Origin of the sequence: Streptomyces sp. SAT1 (genome assembly GCF_001654495.1) — a bacterium.
GTDB lineage: Bacteria > Actinomycetota > Actinomycetes > Streptomycetales > Streptomycetaceae > Streptomyces > Streptomyces andamanensis.
The window spans coordinates 5,257,160-5,283,734 of the sequence record NZ_CP015849.1; the positions used below are offsets into that span (position 1 = coordinate 5,257,160).

General features: G+C 73.1%; 25 protein-coding genes. 22 read left to right on the plus strand and 3 right to left on the minus strand.

All coding sequences use genetic code 11. The features are described from left to right. The first annotated feature begins 139 nt into the window (after positions 1 to 139). Entirely contained in the window at positions 140 to 1,354 is a 1,215-nt protein-coding gene (gene ftsY, locus A8713_RS22815) for a signal recognition particle-docking protein FtsY (protein ID WP_064535460.1), read from the plus strand. Positions 1,355 to 1,468: 114 nt separating this feature from the next. On the opposite strand, the gene A8713_RS22820 is transcribed toward ftsY, so the two are convergent. Together A8713_RS22820 and A8713_RS22825 are read right to left on the minus strand one after the other, a co-directional pair. Further along, complete coding sequence (locus A8713_RS22820; protein WP_064535461.1) at positions 1,469 to 1,879, minus strand: GNAT family N-acetyltransferase; 411 nt, start codon at positions 1,877 to 1,879, stop codon at positions 1,469 to 1,471. A gap of 59 nt (positions 1,880 to 1,938) precedes the next feature. Further along, positions 1,939 to 2,601 carry a bifunctional DNA primase/polymerase gene (locus A8713_RS22825; RefSeq protein WP_064535462.1) on the minus strand — a complete coding sequence of 221 codons (663 nt, stop codon included), beginning with the start codon at positions 2,599 to 2,601 and terminating at the stop codon, positions 1,939 to 1,941. A gap of 447 nt (positions 2,602 to 3,048) precedes the next feature. Between A8713_RS22825 and nsdA the strand changes: the two genes are divergently transcribed. The 6 genes from nsdA to ftsH all read left to right on the plus strand — a co-directional run bounded on the left by nsdA (position 3,049) and on the right by ftsH (position 12,973). After that, positions 3,049 to 4,533, plus strand: coding sequence for a transcriptional repressor NsdA (gene nsdA / locus A8713_RS22830; RefSeq protein ID WP_064535463.1), 1,485 nt, complete (start codon positions 3,049 to 3,051; stop codon positions 4,531 to 4,533). A 368-nt stretch (positions 4,534 to 4,901) separates the two neighbouring features. Further along, positions 4,902 to 6,257, plus strand: a complete 1,356-nt coding sequence (locus tag A8713_RS22835) for an ammonium transporter (protein WP_064535464.1) — start codon at positions 4,902 to 4,904, stop codon at positions 6,255 to 6,257. Beyond that, entirely contained in the window at positions 6,254 to 6,592 is a 339-nt protein-coding gene (locus tag A8713_RS22840) for a P-II family nitrogen regulator (protein WP_018567940.1), read from the plus strand. Before A8713_RS22835 ends, A8713_RS22840 begins: the two co-directional genes overlap by 4 nt. 86 nt (positions 6,593 to 6,678) lie before the next feature. Next, positions 6,679 to 9,243: a [protein-PII] uridylyltransferase gene (locus tag A8713_RS22845; RefSeq protein ID WP_064535465.1), complete on the plus strand. Its 2,565-nt coding sequence runs from the start codon at positions 6,679 to 6,681 to the stop codon at positions 9,241 to 9,243. 75 nt (positions 9,244 to 9,318) lie between these two features. After that, positions 9,319 to 10,866, plus strand: coding sequence for a signal recognition particle protein (gene ffh / locus A8713_RS22850; RefSeq protein ID WP_064535466.1), 1,548 nt, complete (start codon positions 9,319 to 9,321; stop codon positions 10,864 to 10,866). Positions 10,867 to 11,026: 160 nt separating this feature from the next. Then, entirely contained in the window at positions 11,027 to 12,973 is a 1,947-nt protein-coding gene (gene ftsH / locus A8713_RS22855) for an ATP-dependent zinc metalloprotease FtsH (protein ID WP_107440689.1), read from the plus strand. 42 nt (positions 12,974 to 13,015) lie between these two features. Here ftsH and A8713_RS22860 read toward each other — a convergent pair whose 3' ends face one another. Further along, entirely contained in the window at positions 13,016 to 13,885 is an 870-nt protein-coding gene (locus A8713_RS22860) for a methyltransferase domain-containing protein (RefSeq protein ID WP_079159081.1), read from the minus strand. Positions 13,886 to 14,420: 535 nt separating this feature from the next. On the opposite strand from A8713_RS22860, the gene A8713_RS22865 reads away from it, so the two are divergent. The 15 genes from A8713_RS22865 to dprA all read left to right on the plus strand — a co-directional run bounded on the left by A8713_RS22865 (position 14,421) and on the right by dprA (position 26,483). Then, positions 14,421 to 15,020 (plus strand): hypothetical protein, encoded by a 600-nt coding sequence (locus tag A8713_RS22865; RefSeq protein ID WP_018567945.1) that lies wholly within the window; start codon positions 14,421 to 14,423, stop codon positions 15,018 to 15,020. Positions 15,021 to 15,296: 276 nt separating this feature from the next. Continuing rightward, a complete protein-coding gene (gene rpsP / locus A8713_RS22870) occupies positions 15,297 to 15,716 on the plus strand; it encodes a 30S ribosomal protein S16 (RefSeq protein WP_064535468.1) in 420 nt (139 codons plus the stop codon). A gap of 5 nt (positions 15,717 to 15,721) precedes the next feature. Then, the gene (locus A8713_RS22875) at positions 15,722 to 15,961 is read left to right on the plus strand and encodes an RNA-binding protein (RefSeq protein WP_003973401.1); all 240 of its coding nucleotides are present in this window, start codon (positions 15,722 to 15,724) and stop codon (positions 15,959 to 15,961) included. A gap of 87 nt (positions 15,962 to 16,048) precedes the next feature. Then, positions 16,049 to 16,684, plus strand: coding sequence for a ribosome maturation factor RimM (rimM, locus tag A8713_RS22880; protein WP_064535469.1), 636 nt, complete (start codon positions 16,049 to 16,051; stop codon positions 16,682 to 16,684). Then, positions 16,684 to 17,517: a tRNA (guanosine(37)-N1)-methyltransferase TrmD gene (gene trmD, locus A8713_RS22885; RefSeq protein ID WP_064535470.1), complete on the plus strand. Its 834-nt coding sequence runs from the start codon at positions 16,684 to 16,686 to the stop codon at positions 17,515 to 17,517. The genes rimM and trmD overlap by 1 nt, the downstream gene beginning before the upstream one ends. A gap of 134 nt (positions 17,518 to 17,651) precedes the next feature. Beyond that, the gene (gene rplS / locus A8713_RS22890; RefSeq protein ID WP_064535471.1) at positions 17,652 to 18,002 is read left to right on the plus strand and encodes a 50S ribosomal protein L19; all 351 of its coding nucleotides are present in this window, start codon (positions 17,652 to 17,654) and stop codon (positions 18,000 to 18,002) included. 45 nt (positions 18,003 to 18,047) lie between these two features. Continuing rightward, positions 18,048 to 18,779 (plus strand): signal peptidase I, encoded by a 732-nt coding sequence (gene lepB, locus A8713_RS22895; RefSeq protein WP_064535472.1) that lies wholly within the window; start codon positions 18,048 to 18,050, stop codon positions 18,777 to 18,779. After that, positions 18,772 to 19,926 carry a signal peptidase I gene (lepB, locus tag A8713_RS22900; RefSeq protein WP_064535473.1) on the plus strand — a complete coding sequence of 385 codons (1,155 nt, stop codon included), beginning with the start codon at positions 18,772 to 18,774 and terminating at the stop codon, positions 19,924 to 19,926. Before lepB (A8713_RS22895) ends, lepB (A8713_RS22900) begins: the two co-directional genes overlap by 8 nt. After that, entirely contained in the window at positions 19,901 to 20,776 is an 876-nt protein-coding gene (gene lepB, locus A8713_RS22905; protein ID WP_385499258.1) for a signal peptidase I, read from the plus strand. The genes lepB (A8713_RS22900) and lepB (A8713_RS22905) overlap by 26 nt, the downstream gene beginning before the upstream one ends. Positions 20,777 to 20,929: 153 nt before the next feature. Further along, positions 20,930 to 21,706: a signal peptidase I gene (lepB, locus tag A8713_RS22910; RefSeq protein ID WP_064535475.1), complete on the plus strand. Its 777-nt coding sequence runs from the start codon at positions 20,930 to 20,932 to the stop codon at positions 21,704 to 21,706. Continuing rightward, positions 21,696 to 22,226, plus strand: coding sequence for an NUDIX hydrolase (locus tag A8713_RS22915; protein WP_064535476.1), 531 nt, complete (start codon positions 21,696 to 21,698; stop codon positions 22,224 to 22,226). Before lepB (A8713_RS22910) ends, A8713_RS22915 begins: the two co-directional genes overlap by 11 nt. Before the next feature lie 56 nt (positions 22,227 to 22,282). Then, positions 22,283 to 22,591, plus strand: a complete 309-nt coding sequence (locus A8713_RS22920; RefSeq protein ID WP_003965949.1) for a DUF2469 domain-containing protein — start codon at positions 22,283 to 22,285, stop codon at positions 22,589 to 22,591. A gap of 168 nt (positions 22,592 to 22,759) precedes the next feature. Continuing rightward, positions 22,760 to 23,161 (plus strand): YraN family protein, encoded by a 402-nt coding sequence (locus A8713_RS22925; RefSeq protein ID WP_064535477.1) that lies wholly within the window; start codon positions 22,760 to 22,762, stop codon positions 23,159 to 23,161. Continuing rightward, a complete protein-coding gene (locus A8713_RS22930) occupies positions 23,161 to 24,786 on the plus strand; it encodes a YifB family Mg chelatase-like AAA ATPase (protein ID WP_064535478.1) in 1,626 nt (541 codons plus the stop codon). Before A8713_RS22925 ends, A8713_RS22930 begins: the two co-directional genes overlap by 1 nt. A 593-nt stretch (positions 24,787 to 25,379) precedes the next feature. After that, complete coding sequence (dprA, locus tag A8713_RS22935) at positions 25,380 to 26,483, plus strand: DNA-processing protein DprA (RefSeq protein ID WP_064535479.1); 1,104 nt, start codon at positions 25,380 to 25,382, stop codon at positions 26,481 to 26,483. The last annotated feature ends 92 nt before the right edge of the window (positions 26,484 to 26,575 follow it).

The following is a 26,575-nucleotide window of genomic DNA, read 5'->3' on the forward strand; positions in this document are numbered from 1 at the left end:
GACGTCGGGACTCTACGCGTGTTGACCCGCGCTCCACCATCGTACTTTGATACTACTCGCGTCTTTAGGTGGCGTTTGTCTCTTGGGGGAACCCACAAACGGCCTGTGGCCGGGACCCATGGCCGATACTGGACGCGTTATGGAAACCATCATCCTTGCTGTAGTCATCGCCGTGGTGGTGCTCGGCGCGCTCGGCGGGCTCGTCGTCGGAAGCCGGCGCCGCAAACCGCTGCCCCCGCCACCGCCCGGCCCGCCCGACATCACCGCCGCCCCGCCGGCCGAACCCCACGTCGGCGAGGAGGCCGAGACGCCGCGCGAGGAGCCGCGGCGGACCATCGAGGAGGTGGACCTTCCGGGCGGCTCGGCCCCCACCGCCGTGGAGGAGCCGCCCGTCGTCGAGGAGCTGCCGGCTCCCGAGATCGAGGTCCCGGAGCCCACCGCCGGCCGTCTGGTCCGGCTGCGCGCCCGCCTCTCCCGGTCGCAGAACGCCCTGGGCAAGGGCCTGCTCACCCTGCTGTCCCGCGAGCACCTGGACGAGGACACCTGGGAGGAGATCGAGGACACCCTGCTGACCGCCGACGTCGGCGTCCAGCCCACCCAGGAGCTGGTCGAGCGGCTGCGCGAGCGCGTCCGCGTGCTCGGCACCCGCACCCCCGAGGAGCTGCGCGCCCTGCTGCGCGAGGAGCTGCTCACCCTGGTCGGCCGCGACCTGGACCGCGCCGTGCGGACCGAGCCGCCCGCCGGCGGCCCCGGCATCGTGATGGTCGTCGGCGTCAACGGCACCGGCAAGACCACCACCACCGGCAAGCTCGCCCGCGTCCTGGTCGCCGACGGCCGCAGCGTGGTGCTCGGCGCCGCCGACACCTTCCGCGCCGCCGCCGCGGACCAGCTCCAGACCTGGGGCGAGCGGGTCGGCGCGCACACCGTGCGCGGCCCGGAGGCCGGCGACCCCGCCTCCGTGGCCTTCGACGCGGTCAAGGAGGGCAAGGAGCTGGGCGCCGACGTGGTGCTCATCGACACCGCCGGCCGCCTGCACACCAAGACCGGCCTCATGGACGAGCTGGGCAAGGTCAAGCGGGTCGTCGAGAAGCACGCCCCGCTGGACGAGGTGCTGCTCGTGCTCGACGCCACGACCGGCCAGAACGGCCTGGTCCAGGCCCGGGTCTTCGCCGAGGTCGTCGACATCAGCGGCATCGTGCTCACCAAGCTCGACGGCACCGCCAAGGGCGGCATCGTGGTCGCGGTCCAGCGCGAGCTGGGCGTCCCGGTCAAGCTGATCGGTCTCGGTGAGGGCGCGGACGACCTGGCGCCCTTCGAGCCGGAGGCGTTCGTCGACGCCCTGATCGGCGACTGACGGGCGACGCGACCGCGGTCGGCCGACCGCCCCGCGCCCGGCAGCGGCGCCCGCCCCCGGACTCCGGTGGGGACGGGCGCCGCCGCCGTACCGGAGGGGGCCGCCCGGCGCGGATCACAGCGCCAGCAGACCGGCCGCCGTCTCCCGGAAGCCGCAGGCGTCGAGGTAGAAGGGGCGCAGCCGGGCCTCGTAGTCGACATGCAGCCACGCGCACCCGGCGGCACGCGCCCGCCGGGCCGCCGTCGCCACCAGCTCCGCCCCGACCCCGTGCGACCGGTGCTCCCGGGCCACCACCGTGTCCAGCACGAACGCGTGCTCGCCGCCGTCCCAGGCGACATTGACGAAACCGATCAGCCGGCCCTCCGACCGGGCGCACACCCAGCCGAGACTGTGCCGCAGCAGCCGCGCCCGCCACCCGGTCCGCCCGACGGGATGCCCGAACCCCTCCGCGTGCAGCGCTTCGAGCGCGGCGTCCTCGAACTCACCGCGCCACTCGTACGTGATCGTCTCGTCCGTGATCGGCATGCCGCGATCGTACGAGCGCGCCCGCCCGCTCCTCCGGGCGAGCGCGGCCCCGCCCCGGGCTACCCCCGGAAGCGGTGCGCCACGTACGCCAGCGTGCCGAGCAGCAGCCGGGCCTCCGGCGGGTCGGCCGTGTCCAGGGCGGGGGAGCGCAGCCAGCGGGCCGGACCGAGGCCCGCGCGGTCGGAGGGCGGGGCCGTGAGGTACGTACCCGGACCCAGGCCACGCAGGTCGAGGCCGGCGGGATCGTCCCAGCCCATGCGGTAGAGCAGGCCGGGCAGCTCGGCGGCGGCGCCGGGGGCCACGAAGAAGTGGACCCGGCCGTCCGGGGCCGCCGTCACCGGGCCGAGGGGCAGCCCCATGCGCTCCATCCGGGCCAGCGCCCGCCGCCCGACGGGCTCGGCGACCTCGATCGCGTCGAACGCGCGCCCGACCGCCAGCATCACCGCTGCGCCCGGCAGCTCGGCCCACGCCGCGCTCACCTCGTCCAGGGTCGCCCCGGCCGGGATCGGCGGCGCGAACTCCAGGGGATGCGCGCCCGGGGCCGGGCAGTCGAGCCGGCCGCACGAGCAGGCGCCGCCCGCGGCCCGCGCGCCCCGCACCACGTCCCAGCCCCACAGCCCGGTGTACTCGGCCACCGCGGTGCACTCGGACGAGCGGAACGACCGGCCGCGCCGCCGCGCGCCGGAGCGGATCTCGCGAATGCCGCCGATCGTGAACCCCATACCCCCTCCAACGGGCCCGTCCCCTCGATGGTTACGAGTGGATGCGGAACGTGACGTTCTGTTCCCACCGGTTCCCCGGCCGCGCCCGGACCGGGCGGCGCCCGGATGTGACGGGGGTGGTGCGTGGGGCGGCATGCGCCTGGCGGTGCATCGCTCCACCCGCTCGCGGTGGTCCCGTGTCAAGTGAATCGCGACGCGGCCACCGAGAGTTCATTCGAAGGGGTGGCGAATGGTGGCGTTTCTGGAATCCCCATGGCCGCGCCCGTGATCGTAGGATTACTGTGAGTGTGCGAGTCCTGGGGGTACACACGCTCGTGGGTATGCCGGAGGCAAGTCGGTATTCCGTTCGAAGGGTGGCAAGCACCGGACGGCGGCCGACGCCGACCGGCATTCTGATAGGGCTTGGCGCACCCGGCGGCAAGTGGTCTCAGGATTGGGGGCGTTCCAGTGAGCGGCAACGGCGGTGGCGGGACGAACTCGGCGGGCGCGGACAAGCGCCCCAACGAGCTGCTCGCCTCGTGGTTCGTGCGCAGCGGCTGGTCCAAGGGCGAACTGGCCCGCCAGGTCAACCGCCGCGCCCGCCAGCTCGGGGCGAACCACATCTCCACCGACACCTCGCGGGTGCGCCGCTGGCTCGACGGGGAGAACCCGCGCGAACCGATCCCGCGGATCCTGTCCGAGCTCTTCTCCGAGCGCTTCGGCTGCGTCGTCCCCGTCGAGGACCTCGGCCTGCGCACGGCCCGCCAGACCCCCTCCGCCACCGGCGTCGACCTGCCCTGGACGGGCCCGCAGACCGTCGCCCTGCTCAGCGAGTTCTCCCGCAGCGACCTGATGCTGGCCCGGCGCGGCTTCCTCGGCAGCGCGCTGGCGCTCTGCGCGGGCCCCTCCCTCATCGAGCCGCTCCAGCGCTGGCTGGTCCCCGCGCCCCCGGCCCCGCTCGCGCCGCCCGAGCAGGCCGCCGCCGCCCGCCGCCCCGGCCGCCTCTCCCGCCCCGAGCTGGAGCTACTGGAGAGCACCACCGTGATGTTCCGCAAGTGGGACGCCCAGTGCGGCGGCGGCCTGCGCCGCAAGGCCGTCGTCGGCCAGCTCCACGAGGTGACGGACCTCCTCCAGGAGCCCCAGCAGGAGGACACCGCCCGGCGGCTGTTCCGGGTCGCCGCCGAACTGGCCGAGCTGGCCGGCTGGATGAGCTACGACGTCGGGCTCCAGCCCACCGCCCAGAAGTACTTCGTGCTCGCCCTGCACGCCGCCAAGGAGGCCGGCGACAAACCGCTCGGCTCCTACGTGCTGTCCAGCATGAGCCGCCAGATGATCCACCTGGGCCGCCCCGACGACGCCCTGGAGCTGATCCACCTCGCCCAGTACGGCAGCCGGGACTGCGCAGGGCCGCGCACCCAGTCCATGCTGTATGCGATGGAGGCCCGCGCCTACGCCAACATGGGCCAGCCCGGCAAGTGCAAGCGGGCGGTGCGGATGGCCGAGGACACCTTCGCCGACGTCGAGGACTGGGACGAGCCCGACCCCGACTGGATCCGCTTCTTCTCCGAGGCCGAGCTGTACGGCGAGAACTCCCACTCCTTCCGCGACCTCGCCTATGTCGCCGGCCGCAGCCCCACCTACGCGTCCCTGGCCGAACCGCTCATGGACAAGGCCGTCCAGTTGTTCGCCGCGGACGACGAGCACCAGCGCTCCTACGCCCTCAACCTGATCGGCATGGCCACCGTCCACCTCCTCCAGCGCGAACCGGAGCAGAGCACCCGCTACGCCGCGCACGCGATGGACGTGGCCAAGAAGGTCCGCTCCGAGCGCGTCAACACCCGTATCCGCAAGACCGTCGCCAACGCCGTACGCGACTTCGGCGACCTCGGTGAGGTCATCGACCTGACCGAGCAGCTCGCCGCCGAACTGCCCGAGACCGCCGAGGCGGTCTGAGCCCGGCCCGCAGGACCCCTCTCGCACCCCCGGACGATCCCCGCACCACCTCGGACGACCCCGGCACCGCGCCGGAGGCCCCCGGAACCCCGGCCGCGGCCGGCCCTCCCGAACCGCCCGACTCGGCTCCCCCAAGCCAGGTCATCGGAAGGCCGTCCGCGGCCGGTCCGGCGTCCGCCCGCGGTTCACCGACGCGTAACACTCCAGGCGCCTTCGTCACCCCGGCGAAACAACGAGGGGCACCCGCTGAAACCGCGCTGCGCGAATCTCATGGCGCAGAACCGGCCCACCCCTCACCCCCGGACTCGCTGCCGGGACCGCTCCAGGCTTCGCCCGCACGGGGCCGTACAACCGACGAGGAGACGCCGATGGCACCAGCCATCATGCTTGCGGCGGACGCACCCCGGCTGTCGTCCGCCAACACCGGCTTCATGCTGATCTGCTCCGCCCTGGTCATGCTGATGACCCCGGGCCTCGCCTTCTTCTACGGAGGCATGGTCCGCGTCAAGAGCACCCTGAACATGCTGATGATGAGCTTCGTCAGCCTCGGCATCGTCACCCTCCTGTGGGTGCTCTACGGCTTCTCCCTCGCCTTCGGCACCGACAAGGGCTCCCTCATCGGCTGGAGCTCCGGCTTCGTCGGCTTCAGCGGCATCGGCAAGACGGACCTGTGGCCCGGATACACCGTCCCGGTCTTCGTCTTCGCCGTCTTCCAGCTGATGTTCGCCGTCATCACCCCGGCCCTGATCAGCGGCGCCCTGGCCGACCGGGTGAAGTTCACCGCCTGGTCGCTGTTCGTGGTGCTGTGGGCGACGATCGTCTACTTCCCCGTCGCCCACTGGGTCTGGGGCAGCGGCGGCTGGGCCTTCGACCTCGGCGTCATCGACTTCGCCGGCGGCACCGCCGTCCACATCAACGCGGGCGCCGCCGCTCTCGGCGTGATCCTCGTCATCGGCAGGCGGACCGGCTTCAAGAAGGACCCGATGCGCCCGCACAGCCTGCCCCTGGTCATGCTCGGCGCGGGACTGCTGTGGTTCGGCTGGTTCGGCTTCAACGCGGGCTCCTGGCTCGGCAACGACGACGGCGTCGGCCCGCTGATGTTCGTCAACACCCAGATCGCCACCGCCGCCGCCATGCTCGCCTGGCTGGCCTACGAGAAGATCCGCCACGGCGCCTGCACCACCCTCGGCGCCGCCTCCGGCGCGGTCGCCGGACTCGTCGCCATCACCCCCTCCGGCGGCGCGGTCTCCCCGCTCGGCGCCATCGCCGTCGGCGCGATCGCCGGTGTCCTGTGCGCCATGGCGGTCGGACTGAAGTACCGCTTCGGCTACGACGACTCCCTCGACGTCGTCGGCGTCCACATGGTGGGCGGCATCATCGGCTCCCTCCTGGTCGGCCTCTTCGCCAGCGGCACCGGCCAGTCCGACGTCAAGGGCCTCTTCTACGGCGGCGGCCTGGACCAGTTCTGGAAGCAGTGCGCCGGAGTCTTCGCCGTCCTCGCCTATTCTCTGGTCGCCTCCGCGGTCCTCGCCTTCCTCATCGACCGGACGATCGGGATGCGCGTCACCGAGGACGAGGAGATCTCCGGCATCGACCAGGCCCAGCACGCCGAGACCGCCTACGACTTCAGCGGCGCGGGCGGCGGTGTGGCCGGCGCCGTCACCGCCCTGGCCGCCGCCGCGCAGGGCAGGCCGGGCACCCCGAACAAGAAGGTGGACGCATGAAGCTCATCACCGCCGTCGTCAAACCGCACCGCCTCGACGAGATCAAGGAAGCCCTCCAGTCGTTCGGCGTCCACGGGCTCACCGTCACCGAGGCCAGCGGCTACGGCCGCCAGCGCGGGCACACCGAGGTCTACCGTGGCGCCGAGTACACCGTCGACCTGGTCCCCAAGATCCGGATCGAGGTGCTCGCCGAGGACGACGAGGCCGACCAGCTGATCGAAGCCGTCGTCAAGGCGGCCCGTACCGGCAAGATCGGCGACGGGAAGGTCTGGTCCCTGCCCGTCGACACCGTCGTGCGGGTCCGCACCGGCGAACGCGGCCCCGACGCGCTCTGACGGCTTCGGCAGACCCGCCGGTGCGGCCGCTCCGCAGAACCCTCCGGACCGGCCGCACCGGCGGGCGATCGAGACAGGAGTCACCGGTGACGAGCAGCAGCAGCGAACCCAGCGTCCCCAGCGGCCTCAGCGGCCCCAGCGGCGCGACCGGCCGGACGACCGGAACCGACGGAAGGGAGAAATCCGAGGGAGAGGGCACGACTGCCGGACCAGGCGGGCCCCCGCACCCCGGCGGCTACGCGGCGGCCCGGCTGCGCCTCCTCCAGGAGGAGACACGGTCCGGGCCGCCGCGCCGCACGGCCCTCGCCCGGCTCACCGACGACTGGCTCACCTCCCTGTTCACCGCCGCCGGGGTCCGCACGGGCGCGGCCCTCGTCGCCGTCGGCGGCTACGGCCGCGGCGAACTGTCCCCGCGCAGCGACCTCGATCTGCTCCTGCTGCACGACGGCCGCGACCCCGCGGCCGTCGCCGCCCTCGCCGACCGCCTCTGGTACCCGGTGTGGGACCTCGGCCTGGCCCTCGACCACTCCGTACGCACCCCCGCCGAGGCCCGCCGCACCGCGAACGCCGACCTCAAGGCCCACCTCGGCCTCCTGGACGCCCGCCACCTCGCGGGCGACCGCGGCCTCACCACGGCGCTGCGCACCACCGTCCTCGCCGACTGGCGCAACCAGGCCCCCGCGCGCCTGCCCGAACTCCGGGAGCTGTGCGCCGCGCGCGCCGAACGCCACGGCGAACTGCGCTACCTGCTCGAACCCGACCTGAAGGAGGCGCACGGCGGCCTGCGCGACACCACCGCGCTGCGCGCCGTCGCCGCCTCCTGGCTCGCCGACGCCCCGCGCGAGGGCCTCGCCGACGCCCGCCGCCGCCTCCTCGACGTACGGGACGCGCTCCACCTCACCACCGGCCGCGCCACCGACCGGCTCGACCTCCAGGAACAGGACCAGGTCGCCGCGGAACTGGGCCTGCTCGACGCGGACACCCTGCTGCGCCAGGTGTACGAGGCCGCGGGGGTCGTCGCGTACGCGAGCGAGGTCACCTGGCGCGAAGTGGGGCGCGTGCTCAGGGCGCGCGCCGTACGGCCGCGGCTGCGCGCCCTGCTGGGCGGCGGCAGACCGGCCGCGGAACGGTCCCCGCTCGCCGAAGGGGTGGTGGAACAGGAGGGCGAGGTGGTGCTCGCCCGCACCGCGCGCCCCGAACGCGACCCCGTCCTCCCGCTGCGCGCCGCGGCCGCCGCCGCACAGGCCGGACTCCCGCTCTCCCCGCACGCCGCACGCCGTCTCGCCACCACCACGCGCCCCCTGCCCACGCCCTGGCCCGCCGAGGCCCGCGAGCAGCTCGTCACCCTGCTCGGCTCCGGCCGCCCCCTGGTGCGGGTCTGGGAGGCACTGGAGGCGGAAGGGCTAGTCACCCGGCTCCTGCCCGACTGGGAACGTGTGCGCTGCCGCCCGCAGCGCAACGCCGTCCACCTCTGGACCGTCGACCGCCATCTGATCGAGACCGCCGTCCGCGCCTCGGCGCTCACCCGCCGCGTCGGCCGCCCCGACCTCCTCCTCGTCGCCGCGCTGCTGCACGACATCGGCAAGGGCTGGCCCGGCGACCACGCGACCGCGGGCGCCACCATCGCCGCCGACGTCGCCGCCCGCATCGGCTTCGACCCCGCCGACGCCGCCGTCCTCACCACCCTCGTACGCCACCACCTGCTCCTCGCCGAGACCGCCACCCGGCGCGACCTCGACGACCCGGCCACCGTCCGCGCGGTCGCCGACGCCGTCGGCACCCCGGGCACACTCGAACTGCTGCACGCCCTGACCGAGGCGGACGCCCTCGCCACCGGCCCGGCCGCTTGGTCCTCCTGGCGCGGTTCCCTCGTCGCCGACCTGGTCCGCCGGGCCGCGGCGCACCTCGCCGGGCACACCCCCGAGGCCCCCGGGCCCGCCGCCGCCGAACCCACCGCCGAGCAGGAACGGCTCGCCGTCGAGGCCCTGCGCACCGGCGGCCCCGTCCTCGCCCTGCGCGCCCGGACCGAACCTCTCTCGGAGGGGACCGGCGGGGACCCGGCCGGGGCCGGCCCACTGGGCGTGGAACTGCTCATCGCCGTCCCCGACCAGCCCGGCGTCCTGCCCGCCGCCGCCGGGGTGCTCGCCGTGCACCGCCTCACCGTCCGCACCGCCGAGCTGCGCACCGTCGACCTGCCCGGCGCCGTCGGCGACCGCGCCGTGCTGCTGCTGGACTGGCGGGTCGCCGCCGAGTACGGCTCCCTGCCCCAGGCCGCCCGGCTCCGCGCCGACCTGGTCCGGGCCCTGGACGGCTCGCTCGACATCGCGGCGCGCCTCGCCGAACGGGACGCCGCCCAGCCGCGCCGCAAGGGCCTGCTGGCACCCCCGCCCCGGGTGACCCTCGCCCCGGCCGCCTCCCGGCACGCCACGGTGATCGAGGTCCGCGCCCAGGACGCCCCCGGCCTGCTCTTCCGCATCGGCCGTGCCCTGGAGGACGCGAAGGTCCACGTCCGCAGCGCCCACGCCGGCACCCTGGGCGCCAACGCCGTGGACGCCTTCTACGTCACCGGCCCGTCCGGCACCCCGCTGCCGGACGAGGAGGCGGCCGCGGCGGTACGGACGGTGGAGGAGGCGTTGCGGGCACGACCGTGACCCGGTTCTGCCCGGCCGGGATACCCTGGAGGGCGATTCCTTCAGCCATCCCCGACCCCGAGGACCGCGAGCGCCGTGTTCGACACTCTCTCCGATCGCCTGTCAGCGACTTTCAAGAACCTGCGCGGCAAGGGACGGCTCTCCGAGGCGGACATCGACGCCACCGCGCGCGAGATCCGCATCGCGCTCCTCGAAGCCGACGTGGCCCTGCCCGTCGTCCGGACGTTCATCAAGAACGTCAAGGAGCGGGCCCTCGGCGCCGACGTCTCCAAGGCGCTGAACCCGGCCCAGCAGGTCCTCAAGATCGTCAACGACGAGCTGGTGACCGTGCTGGGCGGCGAGACCCGCCGCCTCCGCTTCGCCAAGCAGCCGCCGACCGTGATCATGCTGGCCGGTCTCCAGGGTGCGGGCAAGACCACCCTGGCGGGCAAGCTCGGCCGGTGGCTCAAGGAGCAGGGGCACTCCCCGCTGCTGGTCGCCTGCGACCTCCAGCGGCCCAACGCGGTCAACCAGCTGAGCATCGTCGCCGAGCGCGCCGGTGTCGCCGTCTACGCGCCCGAGCCGGGCAACGGCGTCGGTGACCCTGTCAAGGTCGCCGAGGACTCCATCGAGTTCGCCAAGGCCAAGGTCCACGACATCGTGATCGTGGACACCGCCGGCCGCCTCGGCATCGACCAGGAGATGATGCAGCAGGCCGCGGACATCCGGGACGCGGTCCGGCCCGACGAGATCCTCTTCGTCGTCGACGCGATGATCGGCCAGGACGCCGTGAACACCGCGGAGGCGTTCCGCGACGGCGTCGGCTTCGACGGTGTGGTGCTCTCCAAGCTCGACGGCGACGCCCGCGGTGGCGCGGCCCTGTCGATCCGGCAGATCACCGGCAAGCCGATCATGTTCGCGTCCAACGGGGAGAAGCTCGACGACTTCGACGCCTTCCACCCGGACCGGATGGCCTCCCGCATCCTCGACATGGGTGACCTGCTCACCCTGATCGAGCAGGCGGAGAAGACGTTCAGTCAGGAAGAGGCCGAGAAGATGGCCTCCAAGCTGGCGTCGAAGAAGGGCCAGGACTTCACCCTGGACGACTTCCTGTCCCAGATGGAGCAGGTCAGGAAGATGGGCTCCATCTCGAAGCTGCTCGGGATGCTGCCCGGCATGGGGCAGATCAAGGACCAGATCAACAACCTGGACGACCGCGAGGTCGACCGCGTCGGCGCGATCATCAAGTCGATGACCCCGGGCGAGCGCCAGGACCCGACGATCATCAACGGCTCCCGCCGGGCCCGTATCGCCAAGGGTTCCGGTGTCGAGGTCAGCGCGGTGAAGAACCTGGTGGAGCGGTTCTTCGAGGCCCGCAAGATGATGTCGCGCATGGCACAGGGCGGCGGGATGCCGGGCATGCCGGGGATCCCGGGCATGGGCGGCGGCCCCGGCCGCAGCAAGAAGCAGCCGAAGAAGGCCAAGGGCAAGCAGCGTTCGGGCAACCCGATGAAGCGCAGGCAGCAGGAGCAGGAGGAGGCCGCGCGGCGTGCCGCCGGGGCCCAGGGCGGTGCCCTCGGGCTGCCGCAGCAGGGCGGCCAGGACTTCGAGCTGCCGGACGAGTTCAAGAAGTTCATGGGCTGAGCGGTTCATGGGCTGAGATTCCGTACGACGGTCGTTCGGGAGTGCTGGAGCGCTGCACTTCCGTATGACGGTCGGTCTGTACGACGTTCGAGGGCGCTCCCGTTCGGCGGGGGCGCCCTCAGCGCGTGCCGGGCCCCGCCATGTGCCGTAACGTCCAGATATGAGCAATGCCGCGCCACCACGCAAGGCCCCAGACCAGCCGTGGCGCACCGAGGGCACGCCGGACGAGCCGCCCCGGCGGCCCGGCGGCAGGCGGATGCGCGGCCGGTGGTGGGGGCTGCTGGTCACCGCGGTGGTCGTCTTCCTGGTGGCCTACGGCGCGCTGAGCTACTACAGCACGGGCAACGAGCCGACGATCTCGTACACGGAGTTCAGCCGGCAGGTGGACGCCGGCAATGTCAGCAAGATCTACTCCAAGGGCGACGCCATCCAGGGGCAGTTGAAGAGCGCCCGTGCGAAGCCGAACGGCAGCGGCACGTACACGAAGTTCAAGACGCAGCGACCGGCCTTCGCGGACGACAAGCTGTGGCAGAGCCTGAGCAGCCACCAGGTGACGGTGACCGCGCAGCCGGTGGTGCAGGAGCGCGGTCTGCTGTCCAATCTGCTGCTGTCGCTGGCCCCGATCGTGATCATCGTCGCGCTGTGGGTGTTCTTCGCGCGGCGGATCGGCTCGGGTCTCGGCGGGCCGGGCGGACTGCTGGGCCGCAAGGCGCCGCCGCGCCCGGTGGAGCTCCAGCCGGGCACCCAGCGCACGACGTTCGCCGATGTGGCGGGCATCGACGAGGTCAAGGGCGAACTGGACGACGTCGTCGACTTCCTCAAGCACCCCGACGACTACCGGCGGATGGGTGCGAAGATGCCGCGCGGCGTGCTGCTGACCGGGCCGCCGGGCACGGGCAAGACGCTGCTGGCGCGGGCGGTGGCCGGGGAGGCGGGCGTGCCGTTCTTCTCCGCGTCCGCGTCGGAGTTCATCGAGATGATCGTCGGCGTGGGCGCCTCCCGGGTGCGGGAGCTGTTCGCGGAGGCGCGCAAGGTGGCCCCGTCCATCGTGTTCATCGACGAGATCGACACCATCGGCCGGGCGCGCGGCGGCGGCGCGTCGATGGGCGGACACGACGAGCGCGAGCAGACACTGAACCAGATCCTGACCGAGATGGACGGCTTCTCCGGCTCCGAGGGTGTGATCGTGCTGGCCGCGACCAACCGCGCGGACGTCCTGGACCCGGCGCTGACCCGGCCGGGCCGCTTCGACCGGGTGGTGAGCGTCGCGCCGCCGGACCGCGGCGGCCGGGAGGCCATCCTGCGCATCCACACCCGGGAGATCCCGCTGGCCGCCGGTGTGGACCTGGCGCGGGTGGCGCGCACGACGCCGGGCATGACGGGTGCGGAACTGGCCAACCTCGCCAACGAGGCCGCCCTGCTGGCGGTGAAGCGGCGGCAGAGCGAGGTGACGCAGGCCGATTTCTCGGAGGCGCTGGAGAAGGTGCAGCTCGGCGCGGAACGCGCCCTGGTGATGCCGGAGGAGGAGCGGCGGCGCACCGCGTACCACGAGAGCGGGCACGCGCTGCTGGGCATGCTCCAGCCGGGCGCCGACCCGGTCCGCAAGATCACCATCGTGCCGCGCGGGCGTGCGCTGGGCGTGACCCTGTCCACACCGGAGTCGGACAAGTACGCGTACACGGAGGAGTATCTACGCGGCCGGATCATCGGTGCGCTCGGGGGCATGGCGGCCGAGCAGGTGGTGTACGGCGTCATCACGACCGGCTCGGAGAGCGATCTGGAGCAGGTCACGAACATCGCGCGCGGGATGGTGGCCCGCTGGGGCATGAGCGAGCACCTGGGCCGGCTGTCCGCGCTGCCGAACGACGCCCAGCAGGCGTACGGACTCTCCGCCGCCCCGCAGACCCTGGACGCCATCGACACGGAGATGCGGCGGATCGTCGACGAGTGCTACGAGGAGGCGTGCCGCAAGCTGCGCGAGCACCGGCCGCAGCTGGACGCGCTGGCCGCGGCGCTGCTGGAGAACGAGACGCTGGAGGAGGCCGACGCCTACCGGGTGGCCGGTGTCACCCGTCTGAAGAAGGACCTGGAGGCGGAGGTGGAGTGAGGGCGGCGGGCCGGGCGGCACTCAGGGTGCCCGGACGATCGCTCAGGGGGTCCGGGCGATGAGATAGCGGAACACGTTGGGCATCCACACCGTGCCGTCCCGCCGCCGGTGGGCGTGGAGCGCCTCGGTGAGTTCCTTGCCGACCTGGTCGTGCCCGGCCGTGGCGATCGCCGTGTCGAACCATCCGGTGGAGAGCATGCCGCGCACCGCGCTGTCCAGGTCGGCGTAGCCGAAGGGGCAGGCGACGCGTCCGGAGCCGTCCGGGCGCAGTCCGGCGTCTCGGGCGACGTCCTCCAGGCGGTCGCGGACGACGGGGAGCGGATCGGCGGGCCGGGTGGCCACGCGCAGGACGTCTGTGGCCGCGCAGCGCTCGGGCGGGCCCCAGCCGGCCAGCACCACCGGCGTGCCGCGCCCGGCGAGCGGGACGGCCGCGGTGAGCGGCGCGGCGGGCTCCGGCGGGTCGCCCGCCGGGCAGCCCAGGGGTTCGAAGGCGGTCACGAGGGTGTACGGGGCCCGGTGGTCGCGGGCGCCGGGCGGGCCGTCGACGAGCCGTGGCGTCGTCCGCGCGGGGGAGGCGGCGTCCGGGCACGCGCGCGTGCCCGCCGTCCCGGCTGCGCCGGGCGCCGCGGGCAGCAGCCGTTCGCGGGCCAGGGCCAGGTGTTCGGGGCGGGTGTCGGTGCCGGTGACCGCCGCGCCCCGGGCCGCCGCCAGGAGCAGGGCGAGCCCGGTGCCGCAGCCGAGGGCCAGCAGGCGGGTGCCGGGGCCCACGCCGAGTCGTTCGTGGACGGCTTCGTAGAGCGGTACGAGCATCCGCTCCTGGATCTCGGACCAGTCACGCGCGCGTGCCCGCTGGTCCACCCGGAGCGCGGGCCCCGTGCGGGACGGGTGCTGGCGCACGAGCGTAGGTGTCATGGATGAGTGCCCCAATCCGCCGAGCTTTGCCGCTGTGCCGGTTCCGTGGCCCCCGTGCGGCGCGCGGCCGCATTTCCCGTATGCCAGGTAACTCCCCGCTCCGCACGGCGTCCAGGGGTCGGGTGGGACTGTTCGTCCGTTCCGGGGGCCGGGTCCGGAGATTTCACATCCCGGAAACCGGGGGCTCACCCGGGCGTGACGGGCGCCGGGGGTGGGGCGGTGCGGGGCGGTGGCGGCGTGCCCGGTAACGTCACCGATGTCACAGACGCTGAGTGAGGTACGGCTCCCGTCCCGGAAGCGGCCGAAACGTCTCTTGTACACCGCGGGAACACCTGTACACCGGCGCGCGTGGAGATCCGCGCGCCCGGTGCGTACGCGGGGCTACGCACCACCTTGGTATGAGCTGTGAGGCTTCTCCGCAGATCAGCGCACCCGCCCTCGTCAGGGCGCATCGGTGCCAACTGACGGGTACGTGCAAATTATTTGGGATGCCCCGGAATAGGAACACAGTGGCCCTCCCGCTCGTTGTCATTACGTGAGCACGACACAGACACCACCTGTTCTCGCCGCGGAGCTGGCACAGGCGTGGGCCGACATTCAGCGGTACCACCCCGAGCTGCCCGATCTCGCCGCACCCGAGTCCCTGATCGGGGAGTCGTCGTCCGCGTGCGGGCACGAACTCTCCTTCGAGCGACTGCTGCACGAGGCAGTCCACGGCATCGCCGCGGCGCGCGGGGTGCGCGACACCTCCCGCGCCGGCCGATACCACAACCGCCGGTTCCTGGCGATCGCCGAGGAGCTGGGCCTCGACCACCCCGACGAGCCGCACCCGAGCAGCGGCTTCTCCCTGGTCACGCTCAGCCCCGAGGCCAAGCGCCGCTACCGCCCGACGATCGAGCGCCTCCAGCGCGCCCTGAAGGCGCACACGGCGGCCACCTCCGCCGACACCGGCCGCAGCTTCCGCGGTCCGGCCGCCCGGCACGGTTCCTCCGGGGGAGGGGTCCGCGTCAAGGCGGTCTGCGACTGCGGGCGCAATGTGCGCGTCGTCCCCTCGGTCCTGGCTCAGGCCCCGATCGTGTGCGGCGGCTGCGGCAAGCCGTTCCGGATCCCGGAGGTCGTCGGCGCGGCGGGCTGAGACCGCGGCTGCTCGTGGCAGCCGCGCTCCGGCCGCCGTCCGGCGTCCCCGGTGCCACGGCACCCGTCCGCCGGGTGCCCCTGAGGCCTGCCCCGGTGCGGCTCACCCCGCGCCGGAAGGGCACCTCGGGGTGTGGCACAATGGCTAGCTGTACTCGACAGCCGCACAGGAACCCTCTCTCCTCCGGCTGACGCGTCCGTCGGGCACTCGGGTACCGCAACCCCACGCGGCGTCCCGCCGTGCCCCACCACGTCAAAATCAGGAGAACCCACTCCCGTGGCAGTCAAGATCAAGCTGAAGCGTCTGGGCAAGATCCGTTCGCCTCACTACCGCATCGTCGTCGCCGACTCCCGTACCCGCCGTGACGGCCGGGCCATCGAGGAGATCGGTCTGTACCACCCGGTGCAGAACCCCTCGCGCATCGAGGTCGACGCGGACCGCGTGGCGTACTGGCTCTCCGTCGGCGCCCAGCCGACCGAGCCCGTGCTCGCCATCCTGAAGAAGACCGGCGACTGGCAGAAGTTCAAGGGCGAGCCCGCCCCGGCTCCGCTGCTCCAGCCGCAGGAGAAGGCCGCCCGTCCGTCGTTCGAGTCGCTCGGCGGCGAGGACGCGGGCAAGGGTGAGGCCATCACCCAGAAGAAGAAGGCTGAGAAGAAGGACGAGGCGGCTGCCGAGTCCGAGTCCTCCGAGGCCTGAGCAGCATGCTCGAAGAGGCGCTTGAGCACCTCGTGAAGGGCATCGTCGACAACCCTGACGATGTGCAGGTGGCCTCGCGCAACCTGCGCCGCGGACGTGTGCTCGAGGTCCGGGTCCACCCCGACGACCTCGGCAAGGTGATCGGCCGCAACGGCCGCACCGCACGCGCCCTGCGCACCGTCGTGGGCGCCATCGGCGGCCGGGGCGTCCGGGTCGACCTCGTCGACGTGGACCACGTCCGCTGACGCTTCACCGCATCGCAACCGGCTCGGGCCGGGGAGGGCCACTGGGCCGTCCCCGGCCCGCAGTCGTATGACAGGAGATCGAGCACAGTGCAGCTGGTAGTCGCACGGATCGGCCGTGCCCACGGCATCAAGGGCGAGGTGACCGTGGAGGTACGCACGGACGAGCCGGAACTGAGACTCGCCCCCGGTGCCGTACTCGCCACCGACCCCGCCTCCGCCGGACCGCTGACCATCGCCGCCGGCCGTGTCCACAGCGGACGGCTGCTCCTGCGCTTCGACGGCGTCACCGGCCGCGACGGCGCCGAGGCCCTGCGCAACACCCTGCTGATCGCCGACGTCGACCCGGACGAGCTGCCCGAGGACGAGGACGAGTTCTACGACCATCAGCTCATCGACCTGGACGTGGTCACCGAGGACGGCACCGAGGTCGGCCGGATCACCGAGATCTCGCACCTGCCCTCGCAGGACCTGTTCATCGTGGAGCGCCCGGACGGCACCGAGGTCATGATCCCCTTCGTGGCGGAGATCGTCGCCGAGATCGACCTGGAGGAGCAGCGGGCCGTCATCACCCCGCCGCCCGGCCTGATCGACGACCGCGCCGAGATCGCCTCCACCCGGGACGCCGCCGAGCCCGCCGAGCCCGCCGGGTCCGGCGAGTCCGCCGAGCCCGCCGAGGGCTCGGACGGATCCGGTGACCCGGCGCAGCCGGGGGACGCCTCGTGATGCGCCTCGACGTCGTCACGATCTTCCCCGAGTACCTCGAACCGCTGAACGTCTCCCTGGTCGGCAAGGCACGCGCGCGCGGACAGCTGAACGTGCACGTGCACGACCTGCGCGCCTGGACGTACGACCGGCACAACACCGTCGACGACACGCCCTACGGCGGCGGCCCCGGCATGGTCATGAAGACCGACCCCTGGGGCGACGCCCTGGACACCGTCCTCGCCGACGGCTACGAGTCGGGGGCGCACGCCCCGGCGCTGATCGTGCCGACCCCCAGCGGACGGCCGTTCACCCAGGAACTCGCCGTGGAACTGTCCGAGCGCCCCTGGCTGGTCTTCACCCCGGCCCGCTACGAGGGCATCGACCGCCGCGTCATGGACGAGTACGCCACCCGGATACCCGTCTACGAGGTCTCCATCGGCGACTACGTCCTGGCCGGCGGCGAGGCGGCCGTCCTGGTCGTCACCGAGGCCGTGGCCCGTCTGCTGCCGGGCGTCCTCGGCAACGCCGAGTCCCACCGCGACGACTCCTTCGCGCCCGGCGCCATGGCGAGCCTCCTGGAGGGGCCCGTCTACACCAAGCCCCCGCTGTGGCGCGGGCGGGACATCCCCGACGTGCTGCTCAGCGGGCACCACGGGAAGATCGCCCGCTGGCGCCGCGACGAGGCGCTGCGGCGCACCACCGCCAACCGGCCCGACCTCATCGAACGCTGCGCGCCCGCGGCGTTCGACAAGAAGGACCGCGAGATGCTCTCCATCCTGGGCTGGGCCCCGGACCCGGAGGGCGAGCGGTACGGCCGATTTTGGCGCAGGGCCGACGACGTGGAAGAATAGGCCGCTGCTGTGCGCCGTCCGGCGGCCGCCCCTGCCACGGGGGGACACGACGACCGCCCCGACCGCCCGGCAGACCTTTCGGAAAATCCTAGTTGCCGTTGATGACCTGTGGCATCAGCGAAGAAAGCAGAGACATGTCTCACCTGCTCGACACCGTCGACGCCGCGTCGATCCGCGACGACATCCCCGCCTTCCGGCCGGGTGACACCGTCAACGTCCACGTCCGTGTCATCGAGGGCAACCGCTCCCGTGTGCAGCAGTTCAAGGGTGTGGTGATCCGCCGCCAGGGTTCCGGCGTGCGCGAGACCTTCACGGTCCGCAAGGTCTCGTTCTCCGTCGGCGTCGAGCGCACCTTCCCGGTGCACACCCCGATCGTCGAGAAGATCGAGCTGGTCACCCGTGGCGACGTGCGCCGCGCCAAGCTGTACTACCTCCGTGAGCTGCGCGGCAAGGCCGCGAAGATCAAGGAGAAGCGCGAGAACTGAGTGCCTTCCGGGGTTCACGGCCGGGCGGGATAGCATTCCGCCCCGATGGACACCGAAGCACAGCCGAGCGAGCGCGACCGCTCCTCCCGCCCCACTGCCACCGGATCCGAAGGGACCCCGGAAGCACAGGGACCGGAGGAGCGGTCGCGTTCGTCGTTGGCGGCGCGGTTCACCGGCGCCGTCCCCGGCGGGCGGCTCACCCTGGCCGCGCTGCTCGGCCTGGTCCTCCTGCTGCTCCTCAACACGTTCGTGGCGCAGCCCTTCCAGATCCCCAGCCGCTCGATGGAGCCGGGACTGGGCGTCGGGGACCGGGTCCTCGTGAACAAGGTGGCGTACCGGTTCGGTGCCGAGCCGCGGCGCGGCGATGTCGTCGTGTTCGACGGCTCCGGCTATTTCGGTGACGCCGACTACATCAAGCGCGTTGTGGGTGTGGGGGGAGACCATGTGGTCTGCTGTGACAAGGAGGGCAGGATCGAGGTGAACGGCACACCGGTCGACGAGTCGGCCTTCCTCCGTCCGGGTGACAGTCCCTCCACGGTCCCCTTCGACGTCCTGGTCCCCGGCGGCAGGCTGTTCCTGCTCGGCGACCACCGCGACGACTCCAGCGACTCACGCGACCACCTGGGCTCCCCGGGCGGCGGCATGGTGCCGGTCGGGGACGTGATCGGCCGGGCCGACTGGATCGTGTGGCCCTTCGGCCACTGGACCCGCATCACCCGTCCGGACGCGTACGCGCGCGTGGGCGCCGCCGGCTCCGCGGGCGGGGCCCATGGGTAGCCGCGGCAGGCCGCGCGGCGCCCAGGCCGCCGCCGAGGAGGAGCCGCCGCCCGCCGGGACCCGGCGGCCCTCCGGCCCGGCCGGCGGACGCACCCGCGCCGAGCGGCGCAAGCTCCAGCGCAAGGTCAGACGCAGGCGCCGGCGTTCCGCGGTCCAGGAGATACCGCTGCTGGTCGGCGTGGCCGTGCTCATAGCGCTGGTGCTGAAGACCTTCCTGGTGCAGGCCTTCGTGATCCCGTCGGGCTCCATGGAGCAGACGATCCGCATCGGCGACCGCGTCCTGGTCGACAAGTTCACCCCGTGGTTCGGCGCGAAGCCCGCGCGCGGGGACGTCGTCGTCTTCCGCGACCCGGGCGGCTGGCTGGACGGGGAGGAGACGGCGAAGAAGCACGACCCCGTGGTCGTCAAGCAGGTCAAGGAGGCCCTGACCTTCATCGGCCTGCTGCCCTCCGACAACGAGAAGGACCTGATCAAGCGGGTCGTCGGGGTCGGCGGCGACCACGTCAAGTGCTGCGACAAGCAGGGCCGGGTGACCGTCAACGGCGTTCCCCTGGACGAGGGCGGCTACCTCTATCCGGGCAACGCCCCCTCCGACACCCCGTTCGACATCACGGTCCCCGAGGGACGCCTGTGGGTGATGGGCGACCACCGGGGCAACTCGGCCGACTCGCGTGCCCACCGGGACACCGCGTACGGCGGTACGGTCTCGGAGAAGTCCGTGGTGGGCAGGGCCCTCGTCATCGGCTGGCCGTTCGGCCACTGGCGCACGCTCAGGGAGCCGGAGACGTTCTCGGAGGTGACCGGCGCGGGCTCCGACGCGGCGGCCGGGTCGGACGCCGCCGGGCCGCCTTCGCATAGGGTTGCCCGCTACGATCCCAACAGATCGGTTCAACTCCCGAGCCCTGCGGAACTCCCGCTCGTTATGGGAGTGGTGGGCCTGCACCGTGCACGGGGCGGGCTGCGGCGAGGAGTGAGGAGTTGGCGTGGGGGATGTGGCGGTTGGCGCACGATCCGGCAGCGACGGCGAGGAGCACCGCGGACACCCCGTGGACGCGGCGGGTCCTGCCGCGGACGGCACCGTGACCTCCGGGAACAAGAGCACGACAGCCGAGGACGGCACGGTGACGGAGCACAGCCAGAGCGATGACCAGGCAGCGGACGGCGGCACCGGGGAGGCGAAGAAACCCCGCTCCTTCTGGAAGGAGCTGCCGATCCTGATCGTCATCGCCCTGGTGCTGGCGCTCCTGATCAAGACGTTCCTCGTCCAGGCGTTCTCCATCCCGTCGGACTCGATGCAGGACACCCTCCAGCGCGGCGACCGGGTCCTGGTCGACAAGCTCACCCCGTGGTTCGGCTCCGAGCCCGAGCGGGGCGAGGTCGTCGTCTTCCACGACCCGGACGACTGGCTGGCCGGTGAGCCCACCGCCAGCCCCAACGCCCTCCAGACGGTGCTCAGCTGGATCGGCCTGATGCCGTCGGCCGAGGAGAAGGACCTGATCAAGCGGGTCGTCGGCGTCGGCGGCGACACCGTCGAGTGCCACGGCACCGGCCCTCTGATCGTCAACGGCAAGGCGCTGAACGAGTCGTCGTACGTCTACCCCGGCAACACGCCGTGCAGCCAGGACGACCAGGGCGGCCAGTTCAAGGTCAAGGTCCCCAAGGGCTTCATCTGGGTCATGGGCGACCACCGGCAGAACTCCCGCGACTCGCGCTACAACCAGGCCGACAAGAACCACGGCATGGTCCCGGTCAAGGAGGTCGTGGGCCGCGCCATCGTGCGGGCCTGGCCGATCAACCGCTGGGGCACCCTGCCCGTCCCCGACACCTTCGACCAGAAGGGCATCGGCCAGCAGTCCTCGGCGGCCGGCGCGCTGACCGTGGCACCCGGCGGCGTGGCCCTCACCGCGGCCGTGCCGCTGGTGGTGTGGCGCCGCAGGCGCGTCCTGAAGGCGGAGAACGGCACCGGCACGCCCACCACGGCCACCGGCGCCCGCTGAACCCGCACAGGCCCGAGACGGCGCGGACGGACATGTTCCGTCCGCGCCGTCCGCTTCCGTGAAGGCCCCGTGCGTGAAGCCCCCGTGGAGCCGCTGCCGGGGGCCCCGAAGGGGGCTGCCCGCGGCCGGTACCGCCGGGTAGGGTGCGGATCCATGGGTGGCGAGAGCACGACACGTACGGCCCCGCGCGGCGGCGGCACCGGCAAGGCACCGGCGGGCGGCAGGACCGGACAGCGGCTGTCCGGACTGGCCGTGGCGCTCGGCATGGTGCTGTTCCTCGGCGGCTTCGCGTGGGCGGCCGTCGTCTACCGGCCCTACACCGTGCCCACCAGCTCGATGTCCCCGACCATCGGCATCGGCGACCGGGTGCTCGCCCAGCGCGTCGACGGCGACGAGGTGCGCCGCGGCGACGTCGTCGTCTTCCACGACAGGACCTGGGTGGCGGACGCACCCGTGGTCAAGCGCGTGGTCGCCGTCGGCGGCGACACGGTCTCCTGCTGCACCCGGGGCAGGCTCACCGTCAACGGCAAGCAGATCGACGAGCCGTACCTGAAGGGCGGCCCCGCCGAGCTGACGGGCTTCACCACCGTGAAGGTGCCCGAGGGACGGCTGTTCCTGCTCGGCGACGAACGCCAGGGTTCGCTGGACTCCACCGCCCACCTCACCGACGCCGCCCAGGGCACCGTCGCCCGCGCCGACGTCACCGCCCGCGTCGACTCCGTGATCTGGCCCATGAAGGGCATGCTGGAACGCCCCACCGGGTTCGCCGCGCTGGGCGCGCTCTCGCAGCCCGGACCGCTGCGCACGATCATTGCCCTGATCGTCGCGGGTGCCGTGCTGGTCCTGGCCGGCGGCGCGTACGGCCCGGTCGCCAGGCTGCTGGGCGGCGGCCGCGGCCGGACCCGGACGGAGCCGGCCCGTGCCCGCTGACACCACGGACACCGGGCACGGCGCGGACGGGTACGACGGCGGGCTGCGCAAGGTGGCGCGGGTGGTCCTGCTGGACCCCGACGACCGAGTCCTGCTCCTGCACGGCCATGAGCCGGACGACGAGAGCGACGACTGGTGGTTCACGCCCGGCGGCGGCCTGGAGGGCGACGAGACCCGCGAACAGGCCGCCCTGCGCGAACTCGCCGAGGAGACCGGCATCACCGACGTACGGCTCGGCCCGGTGCTCTGGCGCCGCCGCTGCTCCTTCCCGTTCGCCGGCCGCCGCTGGGACCAGGACGAGTGGTACTTCCTGGCCCGTACGACGCAGACGGAGACCGCGGCCACGGCCCTGACCGAACTGGAGCGGCTGAGCGTCGCCGGAGCGCGCTGGTGGACGTGTCGGGAACTGGAGCGGACGCATGAGACCGTGTACCCGACCAGACTCGCCGGGCTGCTGCGCGCACTGCTCGACGAAGGTCCCCCGGCCGCGCCCGTGACCCTGGACACCGAAATCGTCTAGGGGCCCCCGGGACTGGCGCACAATGGGGGGACCGCACGGCTGAAGGGGAACATGCCATGAGCGCCGAGGACCTCGAGAAGTACGAGACCGAGATGGAGCTGAAGCTCTACCGGGAGTACCGCGATGTCGTCGGTCTGTTCAAATACGTGATCGAGACCGAGCGGCGCTTCTACCTCACGAACGACTATGAGATGCAGGTGCACTCGGTCCAGGGCGAGGTGTTCTTCGAGGTGTCGATGGCCGACGCCTGGGTGTGGGACATGTACAGGCCGGCCCGGTTCGTCAAGCAGGTGCGCGTCCTCACGTTCAAGGACGTGAACATCGAGGAGCTGAACAAGAGCGACCTGGAACTGCCGGGCGGCTGAGCCGGACGCGGTCACGGTCGCGAGAGAGGACGCGGCGGGCGGGCGCTACGAGGGGGGGGCGGGCGCCGCGGCTCGGGTGTCACGCGCCCGGATTTCACTCGCGGGAGTGACGGAGTTGTCCACAATCCGCGAGTAGCGCACCAAGATCCACTCTGTGGGCCCTGATCCGTGACCGTTGGCGCCGGAGGTGGTGCCGACATGACCACACAACAGGCGCGCAGCGCGCTCGGCAGGTACGGAGAGGGGCTGGCCGCCCGCAGGCTGGCCCAGGCGGGCATGACGGTCCTGGAGCGCAACTGGCGCTGCGGCAGGACCGGCGAGATCGACATCGTGGCCCTCGACGGCGACACCCTGGTCGTCTGCGAGGTGAAGACCCGCAGGTCCGGAGCCTTCCAGCACCCGATGGCCGCGATCACCCCCGAGAAGGCCGAACGACTGCGCGGCCTCGCCGAACGCTGGATCCAGACCCACGGCGGAGCCCCGCCCGGCGGCGTCCGCATCGACCTGGTCGGCGTCCGGCTGCCCCCGCGCGGCGCACCCGCCGTCGAGCACGTACGGGGGGCCGCCTGATGGGATTCGCCCGTACGTGCTCCGTGGCCCTCGTCGGGGTCGAGGGCGTCGTCGTCGAGGTCCAGGCCGACCTCGAACCGGGCGTCGCCGCCTTCACCCTGGTGGGACTGCCCGACAAGAGCCTCACCGAGAGCCGCGACCGGGTCCGCGCCGCGGTCGTCAACTCCGGCGCCGAATGGCCCCAGAAGAAACTCACCGTGGGACTCAGCCCCGCCTCGGTGCCCAAGGCCGGCAGCGGCTTCGACCTCGCCGTGGCCTGCGCGGTGCTCGGCGCCGCCGAGCGGATCGACCCCCGGGTACTGGCCGACATCGTCATGATCGGCGAACTGGGCCTGGACGGCCGGGTACGCCCGGTGCGCGGCATCCTCCCCGCGGTCCTGGCCGCCGCCGACGCCGGATACGAACAGGTGGTCGTCCCCGAGTGCGCCGCCGCCGAGGCCACCCTCGTGCCCGGCATCTCCGTGCTCGGCATCCGCAGCCTGCGCCAGCTGATCGCCGTCCTCACCGACGAACCCGTACCGCAGGAGGAACCCGACGAGCAGGGCCGCCCGGACCCGCTGCTGGCCGGACTGCGCATGCCCGGCACCGGCGCGGCCACCGGCATGCACAGCATGGGAGCCGCCCAGCACGACCAGGGACACGACCTCGCCGACGTCGTCGGCCAGCGCTCCGCCCGCACGGCCGTGGAGGTCGCCGCGGCCGGCGGACACCACCTCTTCCTGGAAGGACCGCCGGGCGCGGGAAAGACCATGCTCGCCGAGCGCCTGCCCGCCGTCCTGCCCCCGCTCCAGCGCCAGGAGTCCCTGGAGGTCACCGCCGTCCACTCGGTGGCCGGACTGCTGCCACCGGGCAAACCGCTGGTCGACCTCGCCCCCTACTGCGCCCCGCACCACTCCGCCACCATGCAGGCCCTCGTCGGCGGCGGTCCCGGCATCGCACGCCCCGGGGCCGTCTCCCTCGCCCACCGGGGCGTGCTCTTTCTGGACGAGACCCCCGAGTTCAGCGGTCACGCCCTCGACGCCCTGCGCCAGCCCCTGGAAGCGGGCCACGTGGTGATCGCCCGCAGCGCCGGTGTCGTACGGTTCCCGGCGAAGTTCCTCATGGTCCTCGCCGCCAACCCGTGCCCCTGCGGACGCTTCTCCCAGCGCGACACCCTCTGCGAGTGCTCACCGGCGGCGATCCGCCGCTACCAGGCCAGACTCTCCGGACCCCTGCTCGACCGGGTCGACCTGCGCGTCGAGGTGGACCCGGTCACCCGCGCCGAACTGGCCCGCCCGGACGCCCGGGGCGAGTCCACGGCCACCGTGGCCGACCGGGTGCGCGCCGCCCGCGAGCGCACGGCCGCCCGGCTCACCGGCACCCCTTGGCGCACCAACAGCGAGGTCCCGGGGCGCGAGCTGCGCAGCCGCTGGCAGGCCGCCCCCGGAGCGATGGACGAGGCCGAACGCGGCCTGGAGCGCGGCCTCCTCACGGCACGCGGACTCGACCGCGTGCTCCGCGTCGCCTGGACGGTCGCCGACCTCGTCGGCCACGCCCGCCCCGACGCCACGGACGTCACCCTCGCCCTCCAACTGCGCACCGGAGTACCTCGCGGCGTCCCCATGGCCCTCGGAGCGACAGCATGACCACCCCGGACCACCGCGTGACCGCTCCAGGGCGCCACCGCACGGCTGCTCCAGGCCACCGGGCGGCCGCCCCGGGCCATCGGACGACCGCCCCGGGCCATCGGACGACCGCCCCGGGGCGGCGCGGTGGACCGGCGGGCGCCCGGCCTTCGCCGGAACGTTCGACTCCTGCTGACGGCCCGGCCCCGGCCGGGGACCGGCTTCAGGCGGGGGACCGGCTTCGGGCCGGGGGAGTGGCGTCGACCGGTGGCAGGGACTCGTCCGGTGGTCCGGCCCCGGGCGGTGGCCGGGACCCGTCCGACGGCTCGGCCCCGGACGGTGGCCCGGCCTCGCCCGGCGGATCGGTCCCGGCGGCGGACGCCTCCGCGTCCGCTCATCCGTGCCCCTCCGCCCACCCGCGACCTTCCGCTCAGGCAGCCCCGCCCGGCCGCTCGCGCCCGCCTGGGGACTCACCCCCAGGGGACGGCTCTCACCCACCGAATCGGCCGGGGCCGCCGGACGGGGCGGCTCCGCCCGGGGGCCCCGGCCGACCGGAAGAGGACCGACCGGAAGGGCCAGACGCGGAACTCCTCGCACGGGTCTTCCTCAGCCGGGTGCTGGAGCCCGGAGACGCGACCGGAGGGAGGTGGGTGCGGGAACTGGGCGCCCAGACCGTGGCACGGCGGCTGCGGGACGGCACGACACCGCTGCCCGGGGTGTCCGGCAAACGCTGGGCCGGCCTGTGCGCCCGCGCCGTCCGGGCCGACCCCGAGCGGGACCTCGCCGTCGCCCGGGAGACCGGAGTGCGGTTCGTGCACCCCGGGGGCGCCGAGTGGCCGGCCCAGCTCGACGACCTGGGGGACGCCCGGCCCACCGGCCTGTGGGTGCGCGGCCGGCCCAGCCTGCGCATGTGGGCGCTGCGGTCGGTGGCACTGGTCGGCGCCCGTGCCTGCACCGACTACGGCGCGCACATGGCGGCCACGCTCGCCGCGGGACTCACCGAACGCGGCTGGGTGGTGGTGTCCGGCGGAGCCTACGGAATCGACGGCGCGGCCCACCGCGGCACGCTCGCCGGCGCGGGCGCCACCGTCGCCGTGCTGGCCTGCGGCGTCGACCGCCCCTACCCGCGCGGCCACACCGGTCTCCTCACCAGGATCGCCCAGCAGGGCCTGGTGATCGGCGAGCTGCCGCCGGGCGAGCACCCCACACCCAGCAGATTCATCGTCCGCAACCGGGTCATTGCGGCCCTCACCCGCGGCACGGTGGTCGTCGAGGCGGCCTACCGCAGCGGCTCCCTGGTCACCGCACGGGCCGCACAGCGCCTGGGCCGGCACACCATGGGCGTGCCAGGACCGGCCACCAGCGCCCTGTCGGCAGGCGTCCACGAACTGCTGCGCGGCGGCGCGACGCTGGTCACCGACGCGGCGGAGGTCGCCGAGCTGATCGGCGACATCGGCGAACTCGCCCCCGAGCGGCGCGGCCCCGTCCTCCCGCGCGACCTGCTGCCACCGGAGACACGGCAGATCCTCGCCGCACTGCCCGCGAGCGGCGCACCGACCGCGGCCGAGATCGCCCGCGGCGCCCGCACGACACCGGACGACGCGGTCGCCGGACTCTACGAACTCCGCTCGCTCGGTTACGTCGAACGACATGGCGACGGATGGAAGTTGACACGCCAGGCGGTGATCTCCGGACGACGAGATCCGGAGCCTTGTTGACCGAGCGTGTTCGGCCGTCCGGGGGAACGCCTACGCCTGCGTAAATTCCCGCAGTTGGGCGTTCCCCATATCACCCAGGGTGACGCGCGTGA

Bases quoted from the DNA above. Each gene is read 5' to 3' on its own strand.
- ftsY (WP_064535460.1), top strand. From the start codon at position 140: ATGGAAACCATCATCCTTGCTGTAGTCATCGCCGTGGTGGTGCTCGGC.
- A8713_RS22820 (WP_064535461.1), bottom strand. From the start codon at position 1,879: ATGCCGATCACGGACGAGACGATCACGTACGAGTGGCGCGGTGAGTTC.
- A8713_RS22825 (WP_064535462.1), bottom strand. From the start codon at position 2,601: ATGGGGTTCACGATCGGCGGCATTCGCGAGATCCGCTCCGGCGCGCGG.
- A8713_RS22835 (WP_064535464.1), top strand. From the start codon at position 4,902: ATGGCACCAGCCATCATGCTTGCGGCGGACGCACCCCGGCTGTCGTCC.
- A8713_RS22840 (WP_018567940.1), top strand. From the start codon at position 6,254: ATGAAGCTCATCACCGCCGTCGTCAAACCGCACCGCCTCGACGAGATC.
- ftsH (WP_107440689.1), top strand. From the start codon at position 11,027: ATGAGCAATGCCGCGCCACCACGCAAGGCCCCAGACCAGCCGTGGCGC.
- A8713_RS22860 (WP_079159081.1), bottom strand. From the start codon at position 13,885: ATGACACCTACGCTCGTGCGCCAGCACCCGTCCCGCACGGGGCCCGCG.
- A8713_RS22875 (WP_003973401.1), top strand. From the start codon at position 15,722: ATGCTCGAAGAGGCGCTTGAGCACCTCGTGAAGGGCATCGTCGACAAC.
- trmD (WP_064535470.1), top strand. From the start codon at position 16,684: ATGCGCCTCGACGTCGTCACGATCTTCCCCGAGTACCTCGAACCGCTG.
- rplS (WP_064535471.1), top strand. From the start codon at position 17,652: ATGTCTCACCTGCTCGACACCGTCGACGCCGCGTCGATCCGCGACGAC.
- lepB (WP_064535472.1), top strand. From the start codon at position 18,048: ATGGACACCGAAGCACAGCCGAGCGAGCGCGACCGCTCCTCCCGCCCC.
- lepB (WP_064535473.1), top strand. From the start codon at position 18,772: ATGGGTAGCCGCGGCAGGCCGCGCGGCGCCCAGGCCGCCGCCGAGGAG.
- lepB (WP_064535475.1), top strand. From the start codon at position 20,930: ATGGGTGGCGAGAGCACGACACGTACGGCCCCGCGCGGCGGCGGCACC.
- A8713_RS22920 (WP_003965949.1), top strand. From the start codon at position 22,283: ATGAGCGCCGAGGACCTCGAGAAGTACGAGACCGAGATGGAGCTGAAG.
- A8713_RS22930 (WP_064535478.1), top strand. From the start codon at position 23,161: ATGGGATTCGCCCGTACGTGCTCCGTGGCCCTCGTCGGGGTCGAGGGC.